The organism is Leisingera sp. M658, from assembly GCF_025144145.1.
Classification (GTDB): domain Bacteria; phylum Pseudomonadota; class Alphaproteobacteria; order Rhodobacterales; family Rhodobacteraceae; genus Leisingera.
Window position 1 is genome coordinate 4,217,923 of sequence record NZ_CP083546.1, and the last position, 23,853, is coordinate 4,241,775.

Genomic DNA, 23,853 nt, shown 5'->3' on the forward strand with positions numbered 1-23,853 from the left:
TCATACGGGCGGTGGAAAGGCGCCGAGGGCTGACGGAATTGGCGTTGCCACCGGGCGGTTTGCGGGGAAGACTGGGCTCATGGATTATGAAACAATAGATGCGGACAGTTTCGGCCGCTCCCTGCGCGGGATCGGGATCAATCTGCTGGTGCGGGATGTTCCGGCAGAAATAACCTTTTTAGAGACTGTTTTTGATATGAGGGGCCATCAGGTAAGCAAGGATTTTGCTATCGTCACCTATGGCGGTCAGGTCTTTCAGCTGCACAGCGATGGCACCTATGCGGAAAATCCGCTGCTGGGGCTGCTGCCGGAAAACCCGCCGCGCGGGGCCGGGATTGAGATCCGCCTGTATGATACCGACCCGGATGAGGCTGTCGACCGGGCAGAGGCGGCGGGATTCACCATTCTGCAGGCGCCCGCGGACAAACCGCATGGCCTGCGGGAGGCCTATATCCTGTGTGAAAACGGCTACGCCTGGGTTCCAAGCCGGCCGAAAGGGTAAGCGGCGGGAATTCCTCCCCTTTCCACTGAAAGAACGCCGGTCCATGCTGGCGGTATCTTTTGGATGCCATGAGGGACCGCCGATGCACGCCATTGCCGACACAACCGCGCTGGTCGAGGAGGGAGTGCTAACCCCGGATCAGGCCCGCACCATCGAGGCGCGTTCACGCGAAGTGATGGTGTCACTGGCGGTGAATGCGATCCTGTGTTTCGGCATCATCGCCGCCACCGCCGGCTTTATCTTCTGGCTGGCCGATCCGCTGGCGGTGGCAGTGACCGGTATTCTGATGCTGGGCGGCGGGCTGGCGGTGCTGGCGCGCGGTCGCGAGATGCTGCGGATGTTTGGCAATTCCGCCACCCTGATCGGGGCAGGCATGCTGATGGGCGGCGCCGGGATTGAGCTGGTGGACAAATACGAGGATATCGCCGGTTGGCTGATGCTGCCTGCCGGCGCGCTGGTGGCAGCGATTTGTGTCTGGCGCTGGCGGCGCGGGGCCTGGTCGACGGGGTTTGTGCTGGGGGCGATCCTGCTGATGGGGTTGGCAATGCATCTGGCGGGTATTGAGCTGCTGCTGCAGCAATACGAGATCGGCTCGCCGCTGCGGAACCTGGCGCTGCTCTATTATGCCGCCGCGCTGGCCCTGGCTGGCTGGCAAGTGGATGTGCGCTTTGTCACTGCGCTGGCGATTGCGCCTTTTGCCCAGATGCTGGAGACCGGCACCGGCTATTTCCACGCGGCCTATGTGTTCTATTCGCCGGAATCGACGCTGACGATCCTGCAGATGGTGCTGCTGATCGTGCTTTGTGTCTGGGGCGCGTCCCGGCTGGCCGAGCGCGACGCCCGGCACCTGCGCATTCTGGCAATCCTGGGGTTTGTGGTGGCCAATCTCTGCGCACTGGTCGGCTCGCTTTGGGGCGACGTGGTGGGCGAAACTGTCTGGGGGCCGGGCCGTTACAGCGACGGTTACGAGGACTGGGAAGCCTATTCCGCGGCTCGCGATGCTTTCCGCGACAGCGCGCTGTTCATCTCCGAAAACGTCTATTCGGTGCTTTGGGCAGCGGTGCTGGCGGTGGTGATCTTCTGGGCGGCGCAGCGGCATCAGCGCGGACTGTTCAATGCGGCGCTGACCTTTGCTGCGATCCACGCCTATACCCAGATGTTCGAGTCCTTCGCGGATGAGCCGCTGGCCTATGTGATCGGCGGGCTGGCGGCGATTCCGCTGGCCTGGGGGTTGTGGCGTCTGAACCAATGGATGGCAGCCCAGCAGATCTAGCTGTTGCGAAGGCTGCGGGGCGTGGCGCCGAACTCGGCTTTGAAGGACCGGGTCAGGGCGCTGGGATCATTATACCCACTGCGCAGGGCAATCTCGGAGACACTCAAGTCAGTCTCCAATACAAGCTTTCTGGCTTGTATCAGCCGGAGCCGCCGGTAAACGGCCTGGGGAGTTGCACCAAGTTCCGCCTTCATCCTTGCCTCAAGGTCTTTTTGGCTGCGGCCAGCCTGGCGGGCGACCGCTGCAATTGGAAGCGGCGCCTCCAGGTTTGCTTGCATCATGGCAACTGCGCGGGCGACGGATTTGCTGCGGGCGAGGATCGGGTCCTGGGTTTCCGTGGCTTCGGGGCTCATGAACAGCATGGCCACTTCCAGCCGCAGCGCTGCCCCGTGATGCTCTCCGATCAGCTCCATCATGGTGTCAAAGGCTGCCAGGGCGCCGGTGCAGGTGATACGGTTGCCATCCATGACTTGCCGGGCACGCTCCGTCTGCACTTCGGGGAAAGTTTCGGTGAAACGGCTGAGTTCCTCCCAATGGATCGTTGCCCGTCGCCGGTCTAAAAGACCCGCCTCCGCCAGCAGCCAGGCGCCGGTGTCAAACCCTGCAATTACCTTATAGCGGTGCGCCGCAGATTTCAGCGCCCGGGCGGCAGTCACAGTGGCATGGCGCAGGAAGTCATAAGACGGCATCGCAATCAGCAGATCGCCGCTGCAATCACCCAATTTCCCATGCGCCCGCACCTCCATGCCCGAGGACGACACCGCAGGCCTGCCGTCCAGCGTGAGGAACCGCCAGGCATAGACCTGCCGCCCGGCAAAGGTATTGGCCGCGCGCAGCGGCTCAACCGTATTGGCCAGGCAATGGGCCGAAAAGGCGTCGAACAGCAGTACATCCAATTGCTGCGCCGCAGCGTTATCTTTTGCCCAACTTCGCATGATTTCTTCTAACTTTGCACGATGGGCGAGGGCAAGCCGCCTAATCTGGCTGGCAACAGATTTGCGAAGGGAGACCGCCATGCAGTTCGGGATGACTGAAGAACAGTCGATGATCGTCGAGACCACCCGCGCCTTTGTGGAAAAGGAGCTGTATCCGCATGAGGCAGAGATCGAGCGCACCGGTCATCTGGACATGGATGTGATCCGTGATGTGCAGAAAAAGGCGATGGAAGCGGGGCTTTATGCCGCCAACATGCCTGAGGAAGCAGGTGGTGCCGGCCTCGATACGCTGTCGTGGCTGATGTATGAAAAGGAACTGGGCCGCGCCAACTATGCGCTGCACTGGACCGGTGTTGCGCGCCCGTCAAACATCCTGCTGGCCGGTACGGATGAGCAGAAAGAGAAGTATCTCTACCCTTGCATGAAGGGAGAGAAATGGGATTGCCTGGCGATGACCGAGCCGGACGCGGGGTCCGACTTGCGCGGCATGAAAGCAACTGCGCGAAAGGACGGTGACGACTGGATCCTGAACGGTACCAAGCATTTCATTAGCCACGCCGATATTGCCGACTTTGCGATTTGCTTCATGGCAACCGGGGTGGAGGACACGTCGCGCGGGCCGAAGAAGAAAATCACCGCCTTCTTTGTCGACAAGGGCACGCCCGGTTTTGAGGTGCGCGACGGCTACGGCAACGTCAGCCACCGCGGCTACACCAATGCGGTGCTGGAATTCGACGACTGCCGCCTGCCGTCCTCGGCCATTCTGGGGGAGGTCGACAAGGGCTTTGAGGTGGCCAACACCTGGCTGGGCGCCACCCGCCTGCAAGTGGCCGCCACCTGCCTGGGGCGCGCCGAACGGGCGTTGCAGCACTCGATCGAATACGCCGCCGAGCGCAAGCAATTCGGTCAGCAGATCGGCAAGTTCCAGGGCATTTCCTTCAAGCTGGCCGACATGGCGCTGGAGCTGAAAGCGGCGAACCTGCTGACCTGGGAAGCCGGCTGGAAATTCGACCAGGGAACCGTCACCGAGAGCGACATGTCGATGGCCAAGCTGAAGGCGACCGAGATGCTGGCCATGGTTGCGGATGAAGCGATCCAGATCCACGGCGGCATGGGGCTGATGGACGAGCTGCCGCTGGAACGCATCTGGCGCGATGCGCGGGTCGAGCGTATCTGGGAAGGCACCAGTGAAATCCAACGGCACATTATCAGCCGCGAGATGCTGCGCGCCGTCGGAGGCTAATCCATGACCCAAGCCGGGAAACCTGTTGTGACCATTACCTACTGCACCGGCTGCAACTGGCTGCTGCGGGCAGGCTGGATGGCGCAGGAGCTGCTGCAGACCTTCCAGGACCGATTGGGCGGGGTGACACTGGTTCCCGGAGAAATGGGCGGGATCTTTGAGATCCATGTTGATAAGGAGCTGATCTGGGAACGCAAACGGGACGGCGGCTTTCCTGATGTGAAAGAGCTGAAGACCCGCGTGCGCGACCGGATTGACCCCGGCAGGGATCTGGGCCATCTCGACCGAAGCGCGGACGGGTAAGCCGGATGCCTCCGGCGGGGATATTTACGGCAAGAGGAAAAGGGCGGCCCGCAAGAGCCGCCCCGGTAAAGAGAGAGGCTCTCTTCCCCTTGCACGGCCATCGGCGTCCCCGCCTGTACCGCACAACTATTGAGTGTGATTCTGGTTAACCAAAGCTTACTTCCTCATGCGGGAAATATCCCCGCCGGAGGCTCCCGAACTCTCTACCAGCGGAACCGCTAGAAAATGACACGCGACCTTTCCCGCCTCTTCCGACCTAAAACCATTACTGTGATCGGCGGCGGCGCATGGTGCCGCCTGGTGATTGAGCAGTGTCAAAAGATGGGGTTTGAGGGCACCATCTGGCCCGTTCATCCCAAGGCCGAAGAGGTCGCGGGCCTGCCTGCGTTCAAGGACGTTGACAGCCTGCCGAAGGCGCCTGATGCGGCGTTCATCGGGGTGAACCGCTTTGCCACCATCGAGGTGGTGCGGGCGCTGTCGGCAAGCGGCGCGGGCGGTGCGGTCTGTTTTGCATCCGGCTTCTTGGAAGCCGCCGCTGAGGACGCCGAAGGGGCAGACTTGCAGGCGCAGCTGCTGGAAGCAGCTGGAGATATGCCTTTCCTTGGCCCCAACTGCTATGGTTTCATCAATTATCTGGACGGGGCGCTGCTGTGGCCGGACCAGCATGGCGGGGCGCGGGCAGAACGGGGTGTGGCGCTGGTCACTCAAAGCTCCAACATCGCCATCAACCTGACCATGCAGAAACGCGGCCTGCCGGTGGCCTATGTAGTGACGGCCGGCAACCAGGCACAGTCGGGCATCGCTGCCATCGGCGAAGCGCTGCTGGAAGACGACCGCGTCACAGCACTTGGCCTGCATATCGAAGGTTTTGGCGATTTGCGTGCGTTTGAGGCATTGGCGGCCAGAGCACGCGAATTGGGAAAGCCGATCGTTGCCCTTAAGGTCGGCAGATCCGCCGAGGCCCAGGCCGCGACTGTTTCTCATACCGCCTCGCTTGCGGGCGGTGACGCGGGTGCGGGGGCTTTGCTCTCACGCCTTGGCATTCCGCGTCTTTATGACTTGCCGTCCTTCCTGGAGACACTGAAATTGCTGCATGTGACGGGGCGGCTGCCTTCGAACCGCATTGCAACGATCAGCTGCTCCGGAGGGGAGGCTAGCCTGGCCGCGGACACCTGCCATGCGCGCAATGTCGTGTTCCCGCCCCTGAATGATCGCCAAAAGGCGGATTTGCGGGAAGCGCTGGGCCCGATGGTGGCGCTGGCAAACCCGCTCGACTACCACACTTATATCTGGCGGGATGCCGAGGCGATGACACAGGCATTCTCGGCAATGATGGATCCACAGCTGGCGATGACTATGCTGATCGTCGACTTCCCGCGCAATGACCGCTGCGATGCCTCGGATTGGGAATGCGCAATCCAAGCAGCGATTGGTTCGCGTGAGCGGACAGGAGCAAACGTTGGTCTGGTGGCGACGCTTCCCGAGTTGCTGCCGGAGGATGTTGCAACCCGTCTGATGGATGCTGGAGTGGTGCCTTTCGCTGGGCTTAGCGAGGCAATTGCTGCCTGCGAGGCCGCGAGCCTGCCATTGCAGGCAGCACCTTCACCGTTGTTGCTGCCAACCCCTGCGGTGGACCCTGATCTGGTGCCTGAAGTCGAGGCAAAGCGGCAGCTGGCAGACTATGGCCTGCGCATCCCGCGATCCAAACGGGCGGCCTCTGCCACCAATGCCCGCGCCGTTGCGGTGGATGTCGGCTTCCCGGTGGTGCTGAAGGGCGAAGGCGTTGCGCACAAGACCGAAGCAGGTGCTGTGGTGCTGAATCTGAACTCGGGGCAGGACGTGAGTGATGCCGCGTTCAACATGCCGGCCTCGTGCTTTCTGGTGGAAGAAATGGTAACCGGTGCGGTGGTTGAGCTTCTGATCGGGGTGGTCAAGGATCCAGCGCATGGGTTTGTCATGACTGTGGCGGCGGGCGGCACCCTGACCGAGTTGATGAAAGACAGTGCTTCCTTTCTGCTGCCAGCCTCGGATGCAGAGATCGAAGCTGCGCTCAACTCTTTGCGCATTGCCAAACTGCTGGACGGCTACCGGGGTGCCCCGGCAGCAGACAGGGAGGCGATTCTGCGCGCCATCCGCGCAGTCGAGGCCTATGTGATGGAAAACGCGCTGGGATTGGAAGAGATCGAGATCAACCCGCTTCTCTGCACGCCAGCTGATGCCGTTGCAGCAGATGCGCTGATGCGGCGGAAATACTGAGGCTTCGGCCTGAAACATGAGCGGTACTACCGTGCCAGGAGGAATTGATATGACCGACAGCCCCGTGAAAACCCGCCGTGATGGTGCCATACTGGAAGTGACACTGGACCGGCCAAAGGCAAATGCCATCGACCTTCAGACCAGCCGGGTGATGGGCGAGGTTTTCCGGGATTTCCGCGACGACCCTGACCTGCGGGTGGCGATCCTGACCGGCGGTGGAGAAAAGTTTTTCTGCCCGGGTTGGGACCTGAAAGCGGCGGCTGACGGCGATGCGGTGGATGGCGATTATGGCGTCGGCGGCTTTGGCGGCCTGCAGGAACTGCGCGACATGAACAAGCCGGTGATTGCCGCCGTGAATGGCATCGCCTGTGGCGGCGGGCTGGAGCTGGCGCTGTCAGCGGATGTGATCATCGCTGCCGATCACGCCACCTTTGCGTTGCCGGAAATCCGCTCCGGCACCGTCGCGGATGCGGCCAGTGTGAAACTGCCCAAACGCATTCCCTATCACATCGCAATGGAGCTGCTGCTTACGGGCCGTTGGTTTGACGCAGAAGAGGCCAACCGCTGGGGCCTGGTGAACGAGATCGTGACGGCGGACCAGCTGATGGACCGGGCCTGGGAGCTGGCGCGGCTGCTCGCCTCCGGCCCGCCGCTGGTCTATGCGGCAATCAAGGAGATCGTGCGCGACGCAGAAGATTCCAAATTCCAGGACGCGATGAACCGGGTTACGCAACGGCAGCTGAAGTCAGTGGATGTTCTCTATGGTTCCGAGGACAACCTGGAAGGCGCCCGCGCCTTTGCCGAAAAGCGCGATCCGGTCTGGAAGGGGCGCTGAGGCGGCGCCGCGCTTTGCGCGGCGTTTGGATCCCCGCCTGTCCAAAAGCAACATGGTAAAGGGGTGCTATACTTTTTGAAATCGCGCGATCAGGGCAGTGTCGTTCTTGTGCGCCCCCGTCGCGCGAGGTCCGTAGATGGGCAGTTCCGGCAGAGTAAGATTCTTGATCCAGTGCCCGCGCAGCAGCCGGCCGAAGGCTTCGGAAAACCCCGCCTTATCGTAGAACCGGGCATTCACCGACAAAGCAAACCAGGCATCGGGTGCGGCCACCCGCAACAGGGCGGGCAGGACTTCCGGGCCGAGGTGACCATGGGTGAAGGTGCCGGAAGAGACCACGCCGCGGTAGGACCCGCGCGGCACCGGGATGCCTTCCAGCAGATCGGCTTCGATCACGTCGCGGTAGGCATCCTTGCGCAAGGCTTCGGCCAGCATCGCGGCGCTTAGATCGGTGGCGTCGATAGGTTCTATTCCAATCGCCCGCAACGCTTGGCCGCACAGACCGGTGCCGGCACCGACGTCCAGCACCGGGCCGGCTCCGCCGGCGGCGGCAAAAACCTTGGCGGTCAACCCGGGCAGGAGGTAGCCCTGCCCGGCGGCGAAATCCTGGTCGTATGTGCTCGCCCAGTCCCTGTAAAGCCGTTTGGAATCGGCAGGTGTCTGCAGGGCGTAGGCGTTTGAAAGTCCCGGTTTCTGTTTATCCATGCGCGCCATGAAAAGGCTGATCGGGATTCGAATCAACCCTTGCACAGCAGGCGCGGTCAACGCATCTAGGAAGCATGAGGAAAACGCTGCTTTGTCTTGGATTTGGCTATACCGCCCGGGCGCTTGCGCCGCGCCTTCTGGTGCAGGGATGGCGGGTTATCGGCACTTCGCGCGAGGCTGTGGAGGCCGAAGGCGTGGAGATGATCACCTGGCCCGGGCAGGACGTTCCGCTGGACGGGGTCACCCATGTTCTAAGCTCGATAGGGCCGAACATGGCGGGTGACCCGGTGCTGGCCGCGATGGCTGGTCAAATCACTGCTGCACCCCGTCTGGAATGGGTGGGGTATCTGTCGACTACGGCAGTTTATGGCCACCACGACGGCGCCTGGGTGGATGAGGCCACGCCGGTGACGCCGTCAAGCGAGCGCGGCGACTGGCGCGCCCGGGCCGAGGCGCAATGGCAGGCCATCCCCGGTCTGCCGCTGCATATCTTCCGGCTGGCCGGTATCTATGGCCCCGGCCGCGGTCCCTTTGCCAAGCTGATGGCGGGCAAGGCGCGGCGGATCGTGAAGCAGGGCCAGGTGTTTTCCCGCATTCATGTCGATGACATCGCACGGGTTCTGGCGGCCTCCATCGCGCAGCCCAGCCCCGGCGCTATTTACAACGTCTGCGATGACGACCCCGCGCCGCCGCAGGATGTTTTGGGCCATGCGGCGGAGCTGCTGGGCCTGCCGGTGCCGGCCGAAGTGCCGTTTGACGAGGCCGGCATGACCCCTATGGCGCGCAGCTTTTATGGCGAGAACAAACGCGTCCGCAACCGCCGTATCAAGGAGGAGCTGGGGGTGGAGCTGTTCTACCCCACCTACCGCGAGGGTCTACGGGCGGTTCTGGAGGCCGAGGACATGGAGAGCTTTGTGCCGCCTGCGGAGCCGCCAGGGGTGTAGTTTTTTGCTTACCGCGGTTTCTCAAACACAAAAAGATATCCAGTTGAAAGTGTCCAAAGCCCAAGGGTTATGGCCAGAAGCAGCAGCCTAACTACATAAATAATCAGATTGGGTTGGTCTGTGATGGCTTCAATAAAGTTCCAGCCTTCAGAATTTTCGCTTTGAATGACAGACTGAACTTTTCCTTTAGAGCTGCCGAAAATCATCCCGAGTAAACCGCCGGCGAAGTTTACGCGGACAACCTTATTCACTTTCTGCATGTGAGAAATCCTTGAAATTTAACAAGAGCTTTCCTCGCATGGTTTAATTTGGCTTGCAACTTATGAATGCGCACATGGTGTAGTGTCCCGCATAAGTTTACGCCCGCTTCTCGCCAATTGTCGCGACGCCCAGCACCTCCAGCACTTTGGCCTCGATCTGCGGCGCGTTCATTGCGGCCACTTCATACATATCCGCAGGGCTGGCCTGGTCGATGAACGTATCGGGCAGCACCATCGAGCGGTACTTGAGGCCGCTGTCGAACACGCCTTCCTCGGCCAGAAGCTGTGCGACATGGGAGCCGAAACCGCCCACCGCGCCTTCCTCGATGGTGATCAGCGCCTCGTGGTCCGCGGCCAGCTGCAGGATCAGATTGCGGTCCAGCGGCTTGGCAAAGCGGGCGTCGGCAATTGTCGGGGTGATGCCCTTGGCAGAGAGTGCCTCGGCGGCTTTGCGGACCTCTCCCAGGCGGGTGCCAAAGGACAGGAGCGCCACGCGTTTGCCCTCCTGGATCATCCGGCCCTTGCCGATTTCCAGCACTTCCGGGGTCTCCGGCATCTCGACGCCTTCACCTTCGCCGCGAGGATAGCGGAAGGCGATGGGGCCGTCGTCATGGGCTGCTGCGGTGGCAACCATGTGCACCAGTTCCGCCTCGTCGGCGGCGGCCATCACCACCATGCCGGGCAGGTTGGCCATGAAGCCGATGTCGAAAGAGCCGGCGTGGGTTGCACCGTCGGCACCGACCAGCCCGGCGCGGTCGATGGCAAAGCGCACCGGCAGGCGCTGGATCGCCACGTCATGCACCACCTGGTCATAGCCGCGCTGCAGGAAGGTGGAATACATCGCGCAGAACGGCTTCATGCCGCCGGCGGCCAGTGCGGCGGCAAAGGTCACGCCGTGCTGTTCGGCGATGCCCACATCAAAAGTGCGCGAGGGGTAGCGTTCTGCCATCAGATTCAGACCGGTGCCGTCGGGCATCGCCGCGGTCACGGCGCAGATCTTGTCGTCCGCGGCTGCGAGCTTCACTAGTTCATTGCCGAACACCGAAGTATAGGAGGGCGCGTTGGAGGGCGCCTTTTTCTGCTCCCCCGTCACCATGTCGAATTTTGCGGTGGCGTGGCCCTTGTCGCGGGCAGCCTCGGCCGGGGCGTAACCCTTGCCCTTTTTGGTCAGCACATGGATCAGGATCGGGCCGGTGGCGCGGGCCTTGACCGTGCGCAGTACCGGCAGCAGCTGGTCCATGTCATGCCCGTCGATGGGACCGAGGTAGGAAAACCCCAAGGCTTCGAACAGAGTGCCGCCGACGGCCATGCCCTTGAGCATGTCCTTGGCCCGTTTGGCACCTTCGCGGAAGGGTTCGGGCAGCAGCGAGACGGCCCCCTTGGCCGCCGCTTTCAGCTCCTGGAAAGGCTCGCCGGCATAAAGCCGCGACAGGTAGGAGGACAGCGCGCCGACCGGCGGGGCGATCGACATTTCGTTGTCGTTCAGGATGACGATCAGCCGCTTGCCCAAATGGCCTGCGTTGTTCATCGCCTCAAACGCCATGCCGGCCGACATCGAGCCGTCGCCGATCACCGCGATGGCGTCGCCGTTGCCCTCGGGGATTACACCGCCCAGATCGCGCGCCACGGCAAAACCAAGCGCGGCGCTGATCGAGGTGGAGCTGTGGGCGGCACCAAACGGGTCATAGGGCGACTCGGAACGTTTGGTGAAACCGCTGAGGCCGTCCTTCATCCGCAGGGTGCGTATACGGTCGCGGCGCCCGGTCAGGATCTTATGCGGGTAGCACTGATGGGAGACGTCCCAGATCACCTTGTCGCGCGGGGTGTCAAAGACTGCGTGCAGGGCGGTGGTCAGCTCCACCACACCCAGGCCTGCGCCCAGATGGCCGCCGGTGACGGAAACCGCAGCAATGGTTTCCTGCCGCAGTTCCTGCGCCACTTGCACCAGTTGCGCATCCGTCAGCCCCTTCAGATCCGCGGGGCGGGTAATCTGGTCCAGAAGCGGGGTCTTGGGCCGGTCGGACATGGTGTCTCCTTGGGCTGCGCCGGGCAGGGGTGCCGGGGCGTGGCGCGCGGGGTTAGCTGTCGCGCGCAATAACGAAACGCGCGGCTTCCTTCAAGGTTGCTGCATCCTCACCATAAGGCGACAGCGCGGTGCAGGCCTCGTCGCACAAGGACTGTGCGCGGGCTTTTGCCTCTGCCAGACCAAGCAGCGAGACAAAGGTTGCCTTGCCGGCATCGGCATCCTTGCGCACGGCCTTGCCGACCTTGGCGGCATCGCCTTCCACATCCAGGATGTCGTCGGCGATTTGGAAGGCAAGGCCAAGGGCGCGTGCGAATTGCCGCAACGGCGCAGGGTCTTCGCCCGCCAGCACCGCGCCGGCAGTGGCGGACCATTCGATCAGGCAGCCGGTCTTGCGGCTCTGCAGCCTGGTGATCTGCTCCAGCGTCAGCGGCGCGTCGGCGGTCTCTGCCGCAATGTCCAGCATCTGGCCCGACACCATGCCGTCTTTGCCAGAGGACTGCGCCAGGCCGCGGATCAGGGTCAGGGCGTGGGAGCCAGCCTTGGGATCTGCCAGCAGCTCAAAGGCAAAGGCCTGCAGGCTGTCGCCGGCAAGAACTGCCATCGCCTCATCCCATTTCTTGTGCACAGTAGGCTGACCGCGGCGCAGACCGTCATCGTCCATGCATGGCAGGTCGTCATGTACCAGCGAATAAGCGTGGATGCATTCAATAGCGAGCGCTGCCTCAAGGGCAGCTTCAGCCGGGACGCCGTGCAGACGGCTGCTTTCCAGCACCAGAAAGCCGCGCAGCATCTTGCCGCCGGTGATGGCGTAGCGCATCGCGGCGTGCAGCTCGTCGCTGCCTGCCAGCCGCATTTCCATATGTGCGGTGATGCTGGCCTGTGCGTTCTTCAATGCATCTGCAAAGGGGCGCGTTCGGGCGTCTGCTGCGACGGTCATGGCTTAGCCGGCATCCAGCGGCTGGGTGCCCTTGGGGGTGCCGTTGGCGTCCAGAGTGATCGCGGCGACCTTTTCCTCGGCGCGTTTCAGCTCATCCTCGCAGCGTTTCTTCAGCGCGGCACCGCGTTCGTAAAGCGCGATCGAGGCATCCAGCGCCACGTCGCCGCGCTCAAGCTGGTCCACCACGCCTTCCAGCTCACGCATTGCCTGTTCAAAGCTCATCTGGTCTACGGGGGTCTCAGTCATGCCGGTGCCTTTATCAATTCTTCCACATGCGCGCGCGTTGCGGCGGCCAGCGCGTTCAGATCATATCCGCCTTCCAAAGTCGAGACGATACGGCCCTGGCACAGCTCACTTGCCAGTTTGCACAGCTCGGCGGTGATCCAGGCGAAATCTTCTGTTGCCCAGTTCAGGCTGGCAAGCGGATCGTCCTGATGGGCGTCAAAGCCTGCCGAGATGATGATCAACTCTGGCTTGAAGGCACGCAGGCGCGGGAAGGCCTGGCCTTCATAGGCTGCCTGCATTTCAGCGCGGCCCGAACCCGGTGCCAGCGGCATGTTGAGGATATTGCCATGCGCACCGTCCTCCTCCGGGCGGCCCGAGCCGGGCCACAGCGGCATCTGCTGGCTGGTGACCGCCAGCGCACGCGCCTCGTCCCACAGCAGATCCTGTGTGCCGTTGCCGTGATGGACGTCGAAATCCACCACCGCGACGCGTTTCAGCCCGTGATGATCCAGCGCGTGCTTTGCAGCCAGTGCTGCGTTGCCGAACAGGCAGAAACCCATCGCGGTATCTGTTTCGGCATGATGCCCCGGCGGGCGCACCGCAGCAAAAGCATTCTGCACCTCACCGCCCAGCACCATATCGACACCGCGCACCACCGCGCCTGCAGCCCGGAAGGCAGCATCCAGCGAGCCAGGGGAAAGGAAGGTATCCCCGTCGATCTGAGCCCAGCCCTCTGCCGGAGAGGCCTTGCGCAAGTCTGACAGGTAGCCGGCCGGGTGAATGCGCAGGATGTCGTCCTCGGCAGCCATCGGCGCGGTTACGCGTTTCAGGTCCAAGGGTTCCAGCGCGTGCAGGATATGCTCAAGACGGGCAACTTGTTCCGGGTGACCGTCCGGCGTCACATGAGACAAGCAGTCTGCGTGGGTAATCAGCGCGGTTGCCATAAAGATCCCCTGTTCATCCGGCTAAAAATATCCCCGCCGGAGGCCTGAAAACGCTGCGCAGCGGCTTCCGGTCTCTCAGCTCAGTCCGGTGCCAGCATATAGCCAGCGCCACGCACCGTCTGCAGGTATTGCGGCTGTTTCGGGTTCGGCTCGATCTTGCGGCGCAGGCGGGTGATCTGCACGTCCACCGCGCGTTCCTGCGCCTGGCCGCGGTCGCGGCCCAGATCCTCGACCAGCTTGGTGCGGGAGACCGGCTCGCCGGGCTGGGCCGAGAAGATCTTCATCAACTGGCTTTCGGTGCCGGTGAGGCGGATCAGCTCATCCCCCTGCCACATTTCACCGCGTTCGATGTCATAGCGGATGGCACCCAGATGCAGCACTTTGGGCGCACTTTCCTGTGCAACCGTGTCCGGCATCCGCCGCAGGATTGCGTTGACACGCAGCAGCAGCTCTTTGGGTTCAAAGGGTTTCGGCAGGTAGTCATCCGCGCCAGCTTCCAGCCCCGCAATCCTGTCCTCAGTTTCGCCCTTGGCGGTCAGCAGCAGGATCGGTGTGGACATGGTTTCGCGCAAGGAAGTTGTCAGCGAGATACCGTCCTCGCCGGGCATCATCACATCCATGACGATCAGGTCGAAATCCAAGCCCGCCAGCACCCGGCGGGCATGGGCCGCGTCGCGCGCTGCGGTGACCAGAAAGCCGGAGCGCATCAGGAATTTCTTCAACAGCCCGCGGATGCGTTCGTCGTCGTCAATGATCAGCAGATGGGCGTCATGCATGCTCATACGCCTTAATCCCGCAACTTGGCATAGGCACGGCGCATATCCGCATCCATCATTGCCTCAAGCACCTTTTTGAAGCCTTGCACCGCCTCGGGGCCGGCATCTTTGTAGGCGGCGCGCATCCGGGCGCGCTGCGCGTCTGATAGCGTGGCCTCCAGCGCCGCGCCCTGTTCGGTCAGATACAGATGCCGCTCGCGCTTATCCAGCTCACCCACCTTGCTGATCACCAAACCGTCGCCGATCAATGTGCGCAGCACCCGGTTCAGCGACTGTTTGGTCACGCCCAGAATGCTGAGAAGGTTGTTCACCGTCGTTCCCGGTGAGCGGTTGATAAAGTGGACCGCCCGGTGATGCGCCCGGCCATAGGACAATTCCGCCAGAATCCGGTCCGGATCGGCGGTAAAGCCGCGGTAGGCAAAAAACATTGCCTCGATCCCCTGGCGCAGCTGCTCATCCGTCAGAAACAGCAGGCTTTCGCCGCCGTATCCCTGCCCTGTCCGGCCTTCAGGCATTCGGTGCCCCCTCGTCTGTATTGCAATGCAGTTTATGTCAGTGTTGTTGACATTCCAAGGGTGAAGATGTATCGAATCTCAGCTTTGACGCAAGATTATGTTCCGTTCGGACATAATGTGCGCAATAAATGGAAATCCCGCAGAATTTTAGGAGAGTGCGGCATGGCAGGTTATGACGACCGCGACGGTGTGATCTGGATGGATGGGGGGCTGGTCGACTGGCGGGATGCAAAGGTGCATATCCTGACCCATGCGATGCATTATGCCTCCTCGGTGTTTGAAGGGGAGCGCGCCTACAACGGCAAGATCTTCAAAAGCCGTGAACATTCCGAGCGCCTGATAGCTTCCGCCGAGGCGCTGGACATGCCGATGCCCTATACCGTCGATCAGATCGAGGCGGCCAAGGATGAGGCGCTCAAGGCTTCCGGCCTGCAGGACGCCTATGTGCGGGCGCTGGTCTGGCGCGGTTCCGGCGATGATATGGGTGTGGCCTCGGCTGCCAACCCGGTGCGGATGGCGATCGCGGTCTGGGGCTGGGGCGCCTACTATGGCGATGCCAAGATGCAGGGCGCCAAGCTGGCGATTGCCGAATGGAAACGCCCGTCGCCCGAAACCATCCCGGTTCATGCCAAGGCGGCAGGTCTTTACATGATCTGCACCATTTCCAAACACAAAGCGACCGCGCAGGGTTGCTCGGACGCGCTGTTCATGGACTGGCGCGGTTATGTGGCCGAGGCAACCGGCGCCAACATCTTTTTCGTGAAAGATGGCGAAGTGCACACGCCGCTCGCGGATTGCTTCCTTAACGGCATTACCCGCCAGACCGTGATCGGCATGCTCAAAGATAAGGGCATCACCGTGCATGAACGCCGGATCATGCCGGAGGAGATGGAAGAATTCGAACAGTGCTGGCTGACCGGCACCGCCGCCGAGGTGACTCCGGTCGGCGAGATCGGCCCGTATAAATTCGAGGTCGGCGCCCTCACCCGCGAGATTGCCGAGGATTACGAGAAACTGGTCCGCGCGTAAACGTACCTCACTTCCGGACTGAAAACCCCCGCCTGCGAGCGGGGGTTTGTTTTGCCGCCGCTGAGCCGACCTGAAAACAGCAGCTGGAAGAGGCGGCCCCCATTGATGCGCACCCGCGGCAGTCAGAACCGGCCGGAAATCCGCGATTGATCATGAACAGTTAAAATACTGCCTTCACGGCGGCATAACGGTTCCGGATATGGTGACAATTGTCCGCGACCCTAGCAGGGATGCCGTGGACAAGGTGTTTCAAAGTGCTGAATACCACACCTTGAGGGAGATCCGGGAACGGATGTTTTTTAAACTATCAAATCGGTATTGTTGAAACCTAGCATCTGATCCGTGGCCACTGGGCAGGCGGCGGACCTGCTGGCCGTGCCTGTGCTGTGGCTTGGCGATCCGTTCAATTTTCCTTGCAGTTCGTCCTGAACCGTGGACGCCGGATGCCGTGTGCTTATCATAGGCGGCATGTTGGACCTGCTCAGCGATATCCTCACCCGGCTTTCCCTCAAAGGGACGCTCTATTTCCGTACCTCTTTTACACCGCCTTTCGGGATCCAAGTGCCGCCGTTCGAAAACGTGGCACGGTTCCATTTTGTGCAACGCGGAGAGTTGAAGCTGCATGTGCCCGCCACCGGCGAAACTCTGCGGTTGAAACAGGGCGATTTGGTGCTGATCCCGCATGGTGCGGCCCATATGCTTTTGTGCAACGAAGTGCAGCCGTTGGACGCCCTGCCGCTTGACCGGGTGCTGGAGGACGCCGGTTATGACGGTGGCGGGGTGCTGGTTTACGGCGGTGCTGATGAAGGGCGCGATACCCAGCTGATCTGCGGCCATTTTTCGTTCGCGGGTGTGCCGGCGCGGCGCGGCACCGGGCATATGCTGATCGACCGGTTGCCGCCCTTTATTGTGATCGAGAACTACGGCGAGGAAGCCGGCGCCTGGATTGAGGCGACCCTGCGGATGATCGGATCCGAGGTGCATGGCGCCCGCATAGGCGGCGACCTGATTGCGCTGAAACTGTCAGAGGTGCTGTTTGCCCAGGCGATCCGCGCTTATCTGGAGCATCAAAGCCCCAGCGGCTCGGCGCTGGCGGGCTTTGCCGATCCGCGGATTTCGCGGGCGCTGACTGCGTTTCACCAGTCCCCGGCACAGGAGTGGAGCGTCGAAGGCCTGGCCCGCGAGGCCGGCATGTCGCGCACCGCCTTTGCCCAGGAGTTCACCGCCAAGATGGAGGTGACACCGATGCAGTATCTGACCGGTTGGCGGATGCAGATCGCCTGCCAGGGGTTGACGGAACAAGGGTTGAGTGTTGCCGATGCTGCTGAGGTTGCCGGCTATGCCTCCGAGGCAGCGTTTTCCCGTGTGTTCCGCAAGCAGGTGGGGATTTCGCCGGCGGCCTACCGGCAGCAGCATGCAGCCGCTTGAATGACATCCAAGGCCGGATCTCTGAACGATCTGCAAGATATGCGAGATTATCTGAAATTCACCGTTCGATCTGTGTAAGGCAACCTGGGGTCAGAGCCGCCAAGGACGCGGCTAGGATTTTCTCAGTAACAAGGATCTGACCCATGCCTTTGCGTTTCGTGACCCGTACCATCCATGCCTATCTCGATTACCCTGTGGCCATTGCCCTGATGGGGCTGCCGTTCCTGCTGGGCCTCGGCGAAAGCAACCCGCTGGCGTTGTGGCTGTCGGTGGCAACTGGCATCGCTGCCTTTGTCCTGACGGTGCTGACCGACCACCACCTGGGTTTGATTCGGGTGCTGCCCTACAAGTTGCATCTGACGGTTGATCTGATTGTCGGTCTCACCTTTCTGGCGGCACCGTTTCTCTTTGGTTTTGCCGGGCTGGACGCAGCCTTCTATCTGTTGAACGGGGCTGCGGTTCTGGCAGTGATCTCGCTCAGCGCGCCGGAAGGGGCTGAGACGGCCTCGGCCTGAGATCTACTGGCGCAGCAGCCAGTCGACAACTGCTTTGGCCCGGCCCTTTTGGCTGGGCCAAAGCACATAGAACCCTTGGTCCCCCTGGCGTGGGGCTTGCCACAGGATCCGGAGCGGCTGGGTGCCCAGGAAAATCCGTGGCACCAGCGCAATGCCCTGGCCATTCATCGCGGCATCCATCGCCAGCGCGGTTTGATTGAAATGCAGAATCCGCCCCGTTGCCGCCAGGCCTTCTTGCCGCAGCAGCAGGTCCCAGTGCCGGTGCCCGTCCTGGATCAGGGTTTGTGTCGCAAAACTGGCAAGTTCGGGCTGTTTATCGTTAGTTAGAGCCACATCTTCATTGGCCACCGCCACCAGATCCACCAGCGAAAGGAGGGCGGAATTCAGTCCGCTTTCCTGCGGTTTGCCGCCCTGGCGGATGGCGATGTCGATGCCGTCCCGATTGAAATCGGTCAGGTTTTCCTCCGCCACCACCCGCAGTTCGATGTCCGGATGCGCGGCCTCGAACTCCGGCAGCCGCGGCACCAGCCATTTCGACGCAAAGGACGGCGGCACCGAAAGCGTCACACGCTGCACCGCCGGTGCCAGCTTGTCGGTGGCATCGTGAATCAGTTCCAGAGCCTGCCTGACCGGCGCGTGATAGCTGCGCCCGGTATCGGTCAGGTTCAGCCCGCGCGCGTGGCGGCGGAACAGCTTGTGGCCCAGGTCCGCCTCCAGCCTGCGCACCTGCTGGGCCACAGCGCCCTGGGTCAAGTGCAGTTCTTCAGCCGCCCGGCCGAAATTCAGGTGTCGGGCGGCGGCGTCAAACATCCGCAGGGCATTGAGGTTAGGCAGGCGCATCCGGGTCAGCCAGTAGTTTTCCTACAGTCTGGCGCGATGAGACATGATTGGTCAAGCGGCGATTGAACCGACATCCTTGGGGCCAAGCAAAGGAGTTCTAAAATGACCAAAGTTGCACTTTTCACCGCTGCAGGCAGCGGCATGGGCGCAGACGCTGCCCGCCATCTTCACGAGCAGGGATATGAGGTCGCGATCCTGTCTTCATCCGGCAAGGGCGAGGCCTTGGCAAAGGAGCTGGGCGGGATTGGGCATACAGGCTCTAATCGGGAGCAAAGCGACCTTCAGGCGCTGGTGGACAAGGCGATGGATCGCTGGGGCCGCATCGATGTGCTGGTAAATTCAGCGGGCCACGGCCCTAAGGGCGACATCATGGAAATCAGCGATGACGACTGGCATCTGGGGATGGAATTCTACCTGATGAACGTGATCCGCCCGGCGCGTCTGGTGGCACCCATCATGGTGGCACAGGGCGAGGGATCGATCATCAACATATCGACTTTTGCGGTGTTTGAACCCGATCCGCTGTTCCCGACCTCCGGTGTGTTCCGGGCCGGTCTGGCGAGCTTTACCAAACTGTTTGCCGACAAATTCGCCGCCCAAGGCGTGCGGATGAACAATGTGCTGCCGGGTTTCATCAACAGCCTGGCCGAAACCGAGGATCGCAAGGCCCGCATTCCGATGGGCCGTTACGGCACCTCGCGTGAGATTTCTGCGCTGATTGCCTATCTGGCTTCGGAAGATGCCGCTTATACAACTGGCCAGAACATCCGCGTCGACGGGGGATTGACCCGTGCAGTCTAACGCTCAGGTCCTGCCCGGAAATACCGAGGTCAATCCGGCCTTTTTATTGAAATGGGCCGCGTCCATCGTACAGATCCTTGGCTATTCTGCCACCGCTTGGGGGCTTCACCCCTGGAACATCTATCTGTTCCTGGCCGGGCTAACAGGATGGTTCCTGGTTGGCGTTTTGTGGAATGACAGGGCAATTATGCTGATCCATGCTGTAGCGCTTGGCGCGATGATTGCAGGTATTTGGTCAAGTTAGAGCCAATTATCCGCCCTTGGGATCAATCATCGGCTTAGCCTTGCCGCGCTGCAGGCCAAGCCGGTGCTCGCGCCAGATCACCAGAACATTGCCGGCAATGACCAGCGCTGCACCGGCAAGCATCACCAGCGTCGGCCATTCTTCGAACCAGACATAGCCAATGACGATTGCAAAAATCATTGAGGCATAGTCATAGGGCGCCAGCATCGACGCAGGCGCAAAGCGGTAAGATGAGGTGACCAGGATTTGCGCCACCCCGCCAACTATCCCGGCGCCGACCAGCAGTGCGGCAGTTTGTGCATCCGGCATGACCCAGCCGAACGGCGCGGTGAGCAGCGCCAGAGCAGAGGCGGTCAGCGAGAAATAGAACACGATCGCCGCGGTGTGTTCCGATTGCACCATGCGGCGGATGTGGATCTGCACAAAGCCGCGGGCCACCGTCGCCCCGACCACCAGCAGCACGCCCAGCATGGCGCCGTCGCTCATATCCCCGCCAAGCCGCGGCCAGATCATGATCATCACGCCCAGCAAACCGAGCGCCACTGCGGAAATCCGCACCAACCGGATCGTCTCTCCCAATAACAGCGCCGCCAGAATCAGGGTGAAGATCGGCGTGGCATAGCCGATGGCGGTGACCTCGGGCAGCGGCAACAGTGCCAGTCCCATGAAGGTCATCCCCATTGCCGACGTTCCAACAAGGCCGCGCCACACGTGAAACATCGGCTTTTGGGTGATCAGCCCGTGCCGCAATTCTCCGCGCATGGACAGCCAGACCACAATCACTGGAATTGCAAAAAACGACCGGAAAAACACCGCTTCCCCTGCTGGCACATGCTCTGATGTCGCCTTGATGATCCCGGACAGAGCGGTGAACAGGGCAATTGCTGTCACCTTCAGGAGGATCGCCAGCATAGGCCGATGCGATGTTAAGGATTTTGCCATGGCGTGAACCTGCGCCCATGCGCCGCAAAGATCAATGGTTTGATTTCAGGTGAGGAGAAGGCGCAAATGGCGCCAGTTTAGACGGGAGCCGCCGATACACGATGCCAACCACCTGATCCGTCAGGTCACTGCCTATACCGCTCCAATTGCCTTCCCATAAGGCACGAGAACGTGAGGCAGACCGCCGTAGTGAGGAAATGGGCGGGTGGTTGGCCCGCGTAGCGGCTAAGTGTGAAGCGGTGCATGCAGTTTCCCCCGCCCATGAAGCCGCCGGTCGTATTCAGCGTTGAAAAGGTGTCCGATCTGCTAAAAGGCCGCACCGGGGCCGGAGCTCTCGTTCCGCGCAGTACTCAATTCAGGCGGCAGCCTTAAAGAGTTAGCGCTGATCCTTCGCGCAAAACGTTCAGCACCGATGGAATGCCTGAGATCGCGTGCGCTTCTATCATCTTAGACACGGGTTCCTGATAGAGCGCGTATGTCGAGTGGTGAGCAGGCAAAATCAGGCCCGCCTTGAGGAATTCCGCGAATTCGACAGCCTGATGACCAGTCATCGACAACTGGCCCAATGTCCCATTTGTACCAACTGCCCCTATATGAGGTATCAACAGATCAGGCGCCGGAAACTGTTGAACTGCTGACTGCACCGGCTCTGCCATGAAAGTGTCTCCGGCCCAGTAGATATGGCTCGTCTTGCCGCGAATTGTCGCTTGCAGCCAGTAACCATTGCCAAGCCCGAGAATGCCGGAAATGCCTGTGTTCAGCGAGTGGACTGCAGGAATAGATGTAATCGAAACCTCTGTATCGCCCCGTCTGAAGGCGCGGTTTTCTCCGTGGTTCAGTGCCTGAGCTGCAAAGCCCTTTTTGGTGAGGGCGTTCACATCTTGAGCGGAACAGAGGACGGGGCCGTTGGCGCCAAGCCATGCCTGCGCTTTCTGGTCGAAATGGTCCTCGTGCGCATGGCTGAGCAGCACAACATCGTACTCCCGCACCGCCATGCCTGGAAATGATGTAAGCCGTTCGTGCATCTTGATGTTGGGACCTGTGGACAGATCGAACATTTCATTCGGGTCCCCCATCTCAAATGCCTCGGTCCCCTCACCCAGGCATGGGTCAGTGAGAACACATATATCGCCGATGCGGAGTTCCAGCATCGCGCCTCCAAGCCAGCGGACGGTAATATCAGATGCAGAAATGCCAGCTACGGAGGAAAGTGGCGTGAGAGCGGCACTTGCTGTGGCGACGGTGCCAAGTTTGAGCAGATCTCTTCTGTGCATTGTCATCTCCTTGTGTTTCTCCGTTGACCTATTCCAGTTTCTCACCACACATAACCAACGAAATATTGAATTCATTAAACGGATAATCTGAATGGTGTCGGATCTGCGAACCCTGGAAACTTTTGTAGAAGTAGCTGACTGCCTCAGTTTCGCGGATGCAGGACGCCGCCTCGGGCTGCCTGCCGCGACGGTGACTACAAGAATCAAATCACTTGAAGCCCAGCTCGGTGTGCGCCTGTTCGACCGCTCGACACGAACAGTCGCCGTGACCGCAGAAGGTCAGATATTTTTGACGCATAGCCAGATAGCTTTGCACGAACTTATGCTGGCACACCAAGCCGTTGGCGCGGCACAAGAGGCCACCGGGCAGGTACGTGTGTCAATCCCTGCAGCTTTTCCGATGGCACAGTTTGCTGGGATCACCGGCAGGTTCCGCTCCACCTATCCAGACATCTCAATCAAAGTCTACGTGGATGACCGGCCGGCGTCCTTCATAGAAGACGGGGTCGATTTGGCGTTGCGGGGCGGGGCGCCTGGAGGCGACGGCCTAATAGCGCGGCATTTGAACGACACGGAAGTCATCTTTGTCGGCCCGCCAGGGCGTCTCGGGGACGACAGCCTTCCGGTGTTGCGGCCCTTAGAAAAACGTCTTGGAGCTAAGGACAAGCTGAACGGACTTTCCACGCGCTCCTTGCAGCTTTCTCTCGCATTTGTTGCAAGCGGCCAAGCTCGAGCGTACCTTCCCCGATCGATGTGCGAAGCGGCGTTGGCTGCAGAACAAATGGAAGAAGGGGACGGACCAGACGGGCCGCATGCTCCGCTGCCGCTGTTTCTTGTTTATCATCACAAGCAACACCAGCCCAAAAGGGTTCAGCTCTTCAAAGATATTCTCATTCAGGAATTATCTACACCGACGCACGAAATCTGAGTTTTTGAGCGCCCCTCAAACTGGCGCAAGCCCTGTCATTCAGGTAATTTTGAACCGTTCCACGCCTCCCAAATGGTGCAGGACGATTTCGAAGGAACTGCTGGACATTCGAAATCGTCAAAGCAAATTGTTTGGATTAGGTCATGTTGACTGACCTGCTCTCCAGAAATGTCCGCGTTTTGACGTTAGCCTGTTCTTCACACGAGGAGACAGACAATGCGGAAAAGCCGATTCAGCGAAGAGCAAGATCATTGGCATCCTGAAGGAACCCCAAGTCGGCATCGGGGCCAGGGAATTGTGCCGCAAGTACGGCATCCACTGCCCGGCAGGGCAGTGCGCAGCAATGTCCCGAGAGGGGCGATGGCACGTTCTACAAGTTGCGCTCGAAGGATGGCGGCATGGAGGTGTCAGTGGTCAAACGGCTGACGGCTCTGGAGGCTGAGAACGCACAGCTCAAGAAGTTTCTGGCTGAGCACATGCTGGATGTGGCCACGCTCAAGGAGATGCTGGGAAAAAACTTCTGAAGCCCGGTGCAAGGTGAAGAGCGGTGGACTGGGCCATGACAGAGAAGAACTGCAACCAGCGGCGGGCCTGTGCCCTCGCCGGGATTGATCCGCGCGTCTACAGGCGTCGGCCGACCAGGCCTTCGGACACGGAGTTGCGAGAGAGGCTGAAGGAACTGTCCGGTGAACGGCGGCGGTTCGGTTACCGGCGGCAGCACCTGTTGCTTGGGCGAGAGGGCTGGTAGGTGAACTGGAAGAAACTCTATCGGATCTAACGTGAAGATGGCCTGGCTGTGCGCAAGCGTGGCGGCCGGAAACGGGCGATTGGCACCCGTGCGCTCATCACTGCCCGGCAGGCGCATGCACAGCATGCTGCCAAAAGGGGCAATCCCGCAAGGCCCGAACCAAAGATGGTCGTTGGGCTTCGTGTCTGACAGTCTGCCAGACGGGCGCCGTTTCCGGGTTCTGTGCGCCATCGATAACTTCGGCCGGGAGTGCCTGACCTGCCTGGTCGACACATCGCTATCCGGTCAGCGGGTTGCGCGGGAGCTCGACAAAAACGCCCAGGCGCGCGGCTACCATTTTCCTGTCACGACCGGCCTGACGTTTCAGTTTGCGTTGATCGCGTTTGATTGCCGTGGGCAGTTCACAACCCATACCTTATCCAGACCAT

The 23,853-nt window shown here is 61.1% G+C and carries 25 protein-coding genes and 1 pseudogene; 14 read left to right on the plus strand and 12 right to left on the minus strand.

Annotated features, from left to right (window positions below):
• Positions 1-79 precede the first annotated feature (79 nt).
• The gene (locus tag K3724_RS20560) at positions 80-502 is read left to right on the plus strand and encodes a glyoxalase/bleomycin resistance/extradiol dioxygenase family protein (RefSeq protein ID WP_259988760.1); all 423 of its coding nucleotides are present in this window, start codon (positions 80-82) and stop codon (positions 500-502) included.
• A gap of 82 nt (positions 503-584) precedes the next feature.
• Complete coding sequence (locus tag K3724_RS20565; protein WP_259992710.1) at positions 585-1,775, plus strand: hypothetical protein; 1,191 nt, start codon at positions 585-587, stop codon at positions 1,773-1,775.
• On the opposite strand, the gene K3724_RS20570 is transcribed toward K3724_RS20565, so the two are convergent.
• The gene (locus K3724_RS20570) at positions 1,772-2,710 is read right to left on the minus strand and encodes a GlxA family transcriptional regulator (protein WP_259988762.1); all 939 of its coding nucleotides are present in this window, start codon (positions 2,708-2,710) and stop codon (positions 1,772-1,774) included. The two genes, K3724_RS20565 and K3724_RS20570, sit on opposite strands and share 4 nt — an antisense overlap.
• A gap of 79 nt (positions 2,711-2,789) precedes the next feature.
• Here K3724_RS20570 and K3724_RS20575 point away from each other — a divergent pair, with 79 nt between their 5' ends.
• The 4 genes from K3724_RS20575 to K3724_RS20590 all read left to right on the plus strand — a co-directional run bounded on the left by K3724_RS20575 (position 2,790) and on the right by K3724_RS20590 (position 7,347).
• Positions 2,790-3,953, plus strand: a complete 1,164-nt coding sequence (locus tag K3724_RS20575) for an acyl-CoA dehydrogenase family protein (protein ID WP_259988763.1) — start codon at positions 2,790-2,792, stop codon at positions 3,951-3,953.
• A 3-nt stretch (positions 3,954-3,956) separates the two neighbouring features.
• A complete protein-coding gene (locus K3724_RS20580; RefSeq protein WP_259988765.1) occupies positions 3,957-4,256 on the plus strand; it encodes a SelT/SelW/SelH family protein in 300 nt (99 codons plus the stop codon).
• 225 nt (positions 4,257-4,481) lie between these two features.
• Positions 4,482-6,512 carry an acetate--CoA ligase family protein gene (locus K3724_RS20585; protein WP_259988767.1) on the plus strand — a complete coding sequence of 677 codons (2,031 nt, stop codon included), beginning with the start codon at positions 4,482-4,484 and terminating at the stop codon, positions 6,510-6,512.
• Positions 6,513-6,561: 49 nt separating this feature from the next.
• On the plus strand, positions 6,562-7,347 hold the full coding sequence (locus tag K3724_RS20590; RefSeq protein ID WP_259988769.1) for a carnitinyl-CoA dehydratase: 786 nt from the start codon (positions 6,562-6,564) through the stop codon (positions 7,345-7,347).
• A 66-nt stretch (positions 7,348-7,413) separates the two neighbouring features.
• On the opposite strand, the gene K3724_RS20595 is transcribed toward K3724_RS20590, so the two are convergent.
• Positions 7,414-8,049 (minus strand): class I SAM-dependent methyltransferase, encoded by a 636-nt coding sequence (locus K3724_RS20595; RefSeq protein WP_259992712.1) that lies wholly within the window; start codon positions 8,047-8,049, stop codon positions 7,414-7,416.
• 74 nt (positions 8,050-8,123) lie between these two features.
• Between K3724_RS20595 and K3724_RS20600 the strand changes: the two genes are divergently transcribed.
• Positions 8,124-8,993 carry an SDR family oxidoreductase gene (locus K3724_RS20600; protein WP_259988771.1) on the plus strand — a complete coding sequence of 290 codons (870 nt, stop codon included), beginning with the start codon at positions 8,124-8,126 and terminating at the stop codon, positions 8,991-8,993.
• Positions 8,994-9,001: 8 nt separating this feature from the next.
• Here the strand turns inward: K3724_RS20600 and K3724_RS20605 are convergent, their stop codons facing one another.
• From K3724_RS20605 to K3724_RS20635, 7 genes are all read right to left on the minus strand, one after another.
• Complete coding sequence (locus K3724_RS20605) at positions 9,002-9,253, minus strand: hypothetical protein (protein WP_259988773.1); 252 nt, start codon at positions 9,251-9,253, stop codon at positions 9,002-9,004.
• 97 nt (positions 9,254-9,350) lie between these two features.
• Positions 9,351-11,279 carry a 1-deoxy-D-xylulose-5-phosphate synthase gene (gene dxs, locus K3724_RS20610; protein ID WP_259988775.1) on the minus strand — a complete coding sequence of 643 codons (1,929 nt, stop codon included), beginning with the start codon at positions 11,277-11,279 and terminating at the stop codon, positions 9,351-9,353.
• Between the two features lie 52 nt (positions 11,280-11,331).
• Positions 11,332-12,216, minus strand: coding sequence for a polyprenyl synthetase family protein (locus K3724_RS20615; protein ID WP_259988777.1), 885 nt, complete (start codon positions 12,214-12,216; stop codon positions 11,332-11,334).
• Between the two features lie 3 nt (positions 12,217-12,219).
• Positions 12,220-12,462 (minus strand): exodeoxyribonuclease VII small subunit, encoded by a 243-nt coding sequence (locus K3724_RS20620; RefSeq protein ID WP_019297546.1) that lies wholly within the window; start codon positions 12,460-12,462, stop codon positions 12,220-12,222.
• Positions 12,459-13,385, minus strand: a complete 927-nt coding sequence (locus K3724_RS20625; RefSeq protein ID WP_259988778.1) for a histone deacetylase family protein — start codon at positions 13,383-13,385, stop codon at positions 12,459-12,461. The genes K3724_RS20620 and K3724_RS20625 overlap by 4 nt, the downstream gene beginning before the upstream one ends.
• Before the next feature lie 80 nt (positions 13,386-13,465).
• Complete coding sequence (locus tag K3724_RS20630) at positions 13,466-14,167, minus strand: response regulator (RefSeq protein ID WP_259988780.1); 702 nt, start codon at positions 14,165-14,167, stop codon at positions 13,466-13,468.
• 5 nt (positions 14,168-14,172) lie between these two features.
• Entirely contained in the window at positions 14,173-14,676 is a 504-nt protein-coding gene (locus K3724_RS20635; RefSeq protein ID WP_129372557.1) for a MarR family winged helix-turn-helix transcriptional regulator, read from the minus strand.
• A gap of 162 nt (positions 14,677-14,838) precedes the next feature.
• Here K3724_RS20635 and K3724_RS20640 point away from each other — a divergent pair, with 162 nt between their 5' ends.
• From K3724_RS20640 to K3724_RS20650, 3 genes are all read left to right on the plus strand, one after another.
• The gene (locus K3724_RS20640; RefSeq protein ID WP_259988783.1) at positions 14,839-15,705 is read left to right on the plus strand and encodes a branched-chain amino acid aminotransferase; all 867 of its coding nucleotides are present in this window, start codon (positions 14,839-14,841) and stop codon (positions 15,703-15,705) included.
• A 468-nt stretch (positions 15,706-16,173) separates the two neighbouring features.
• Entirely contained in the window at positions 16,174-17,133 is a 960-nt protein-coding gene (locus tag K3724_RS20645) for an AraC family transcriptional regulator (RefSeq protein ID WP_259988786.1), read from the plus strand.
• Between the two features lie 143 nt (positions 17,134-17,276).
• Positions 17,277-17,648: a hypothetical protein gene (locus tag K3724_RS20650; protein ID WP_259988787.1), complete on the plus strand. Its 372-nt coding sequence runs from the start codon at positions 17,277-17,279 to the stop codon at positions 17,646-17,648.
• Positions 17,649-17,651: 3 nt separating this feature from the next.
• Here K3724_RS20650 and K3724_RS20655 read toward each other — a convergent pair whose 3' ends face one another.
• Positions 17,652-18,488 (minus strand): LysR substrate-binding domain-containing protein, encoded by an 837-nt coding sequence (locus K3724_RS20655; protein WP_259988789.1) that lies wholly within the window; start codon positions 18,486-18,488, stop codon positions 17,652-17,654.
• A 102-nt stretch (positions 18,489-18,590) separates the two neighbouring features.
• Between K3724_RS20655 and K3724_RS20660 the strand changes: the two genes are divergently transcribed.
• Both K3724_RS20660 and K3724_RS20665 read left to right on the plus strand, forming a co-directional pair.
• A complete protein-coding gene (locus tag K3724_RS20660) occupies positions 18,591-19,289 on the plus strand; it encodes an SDR family oxidoreductase (protein WP_259988791.1) in 699 nt (232 codons plus the stop codon).
• Positions 19,279-19,533: a DUF6552 family protein gene (locus K3724_RS20665; RefSeq protein WP_259988792.1), complete on the plus strand. Its 255-nt coding sequence runs from the start codon at positions 19,279-19,281 to the stop codon at positions 19,531-19,533. Before K3724_RS20660 ends, K3724_RS20665 begins: the two co-directional genes overlap by 11 nt.
• 6 nt (positions 19,534-19,539) lie before the next feature.
• On the opposite strand, the gene K3724_RS20670 is transcribed toward K3724_RS20665, so the two are convergent.
• Positions 19,540-20,475, minus strand: coding sequence for a DMT family transporter (locus K3724_RS20670; RefSeq protein ID WP_259988794.1), 936 nt, complete (start codon positions 20,473-20,475; stop codon positions 19,540-19,542).
• 368 nt (positions 20,476-20,843) lie between these two features.
• The gene (locus tag K3724_RS20675) at positions 20,844-21,749 is read right to left on the minus strand and encodes an MBL fold metallo-hydrolase (RefSeq protein ID WP_259988796.1); all 906 of its coding nucleotides are present in this window, start codon (positions 21,747-21,749) and stop codon (positions 20,844-20,846) included.
• A 91-nt stretch (positions 21,750-21,840) separates the two neighbouring features.
• Here K3724_RS20675 and K3724_RS20680 point away from each other — a divergent pair, with 91 nt between their 5' ends.
• Positions 21,841-22,677, plus strand: a complete 837-nt coding sequence (locus K3724_RS20680) for a LysR family transcriptional regulator (protein ID WP_259988798.1) — start codon at positions 21,841-21,843, stop codon at positions 22,675-22,677.
• Between the two features lie 216 nt (positions 22,678-22,893).
• Positions 22,894-23,759: pseudogene (locus K3724_RS20685) on the plus strand (IS3 family transposase); the annotation flags it as partial.
• Between the last annotated feature and the right edge of the window lie 94 nt (positions 23,760-23,853).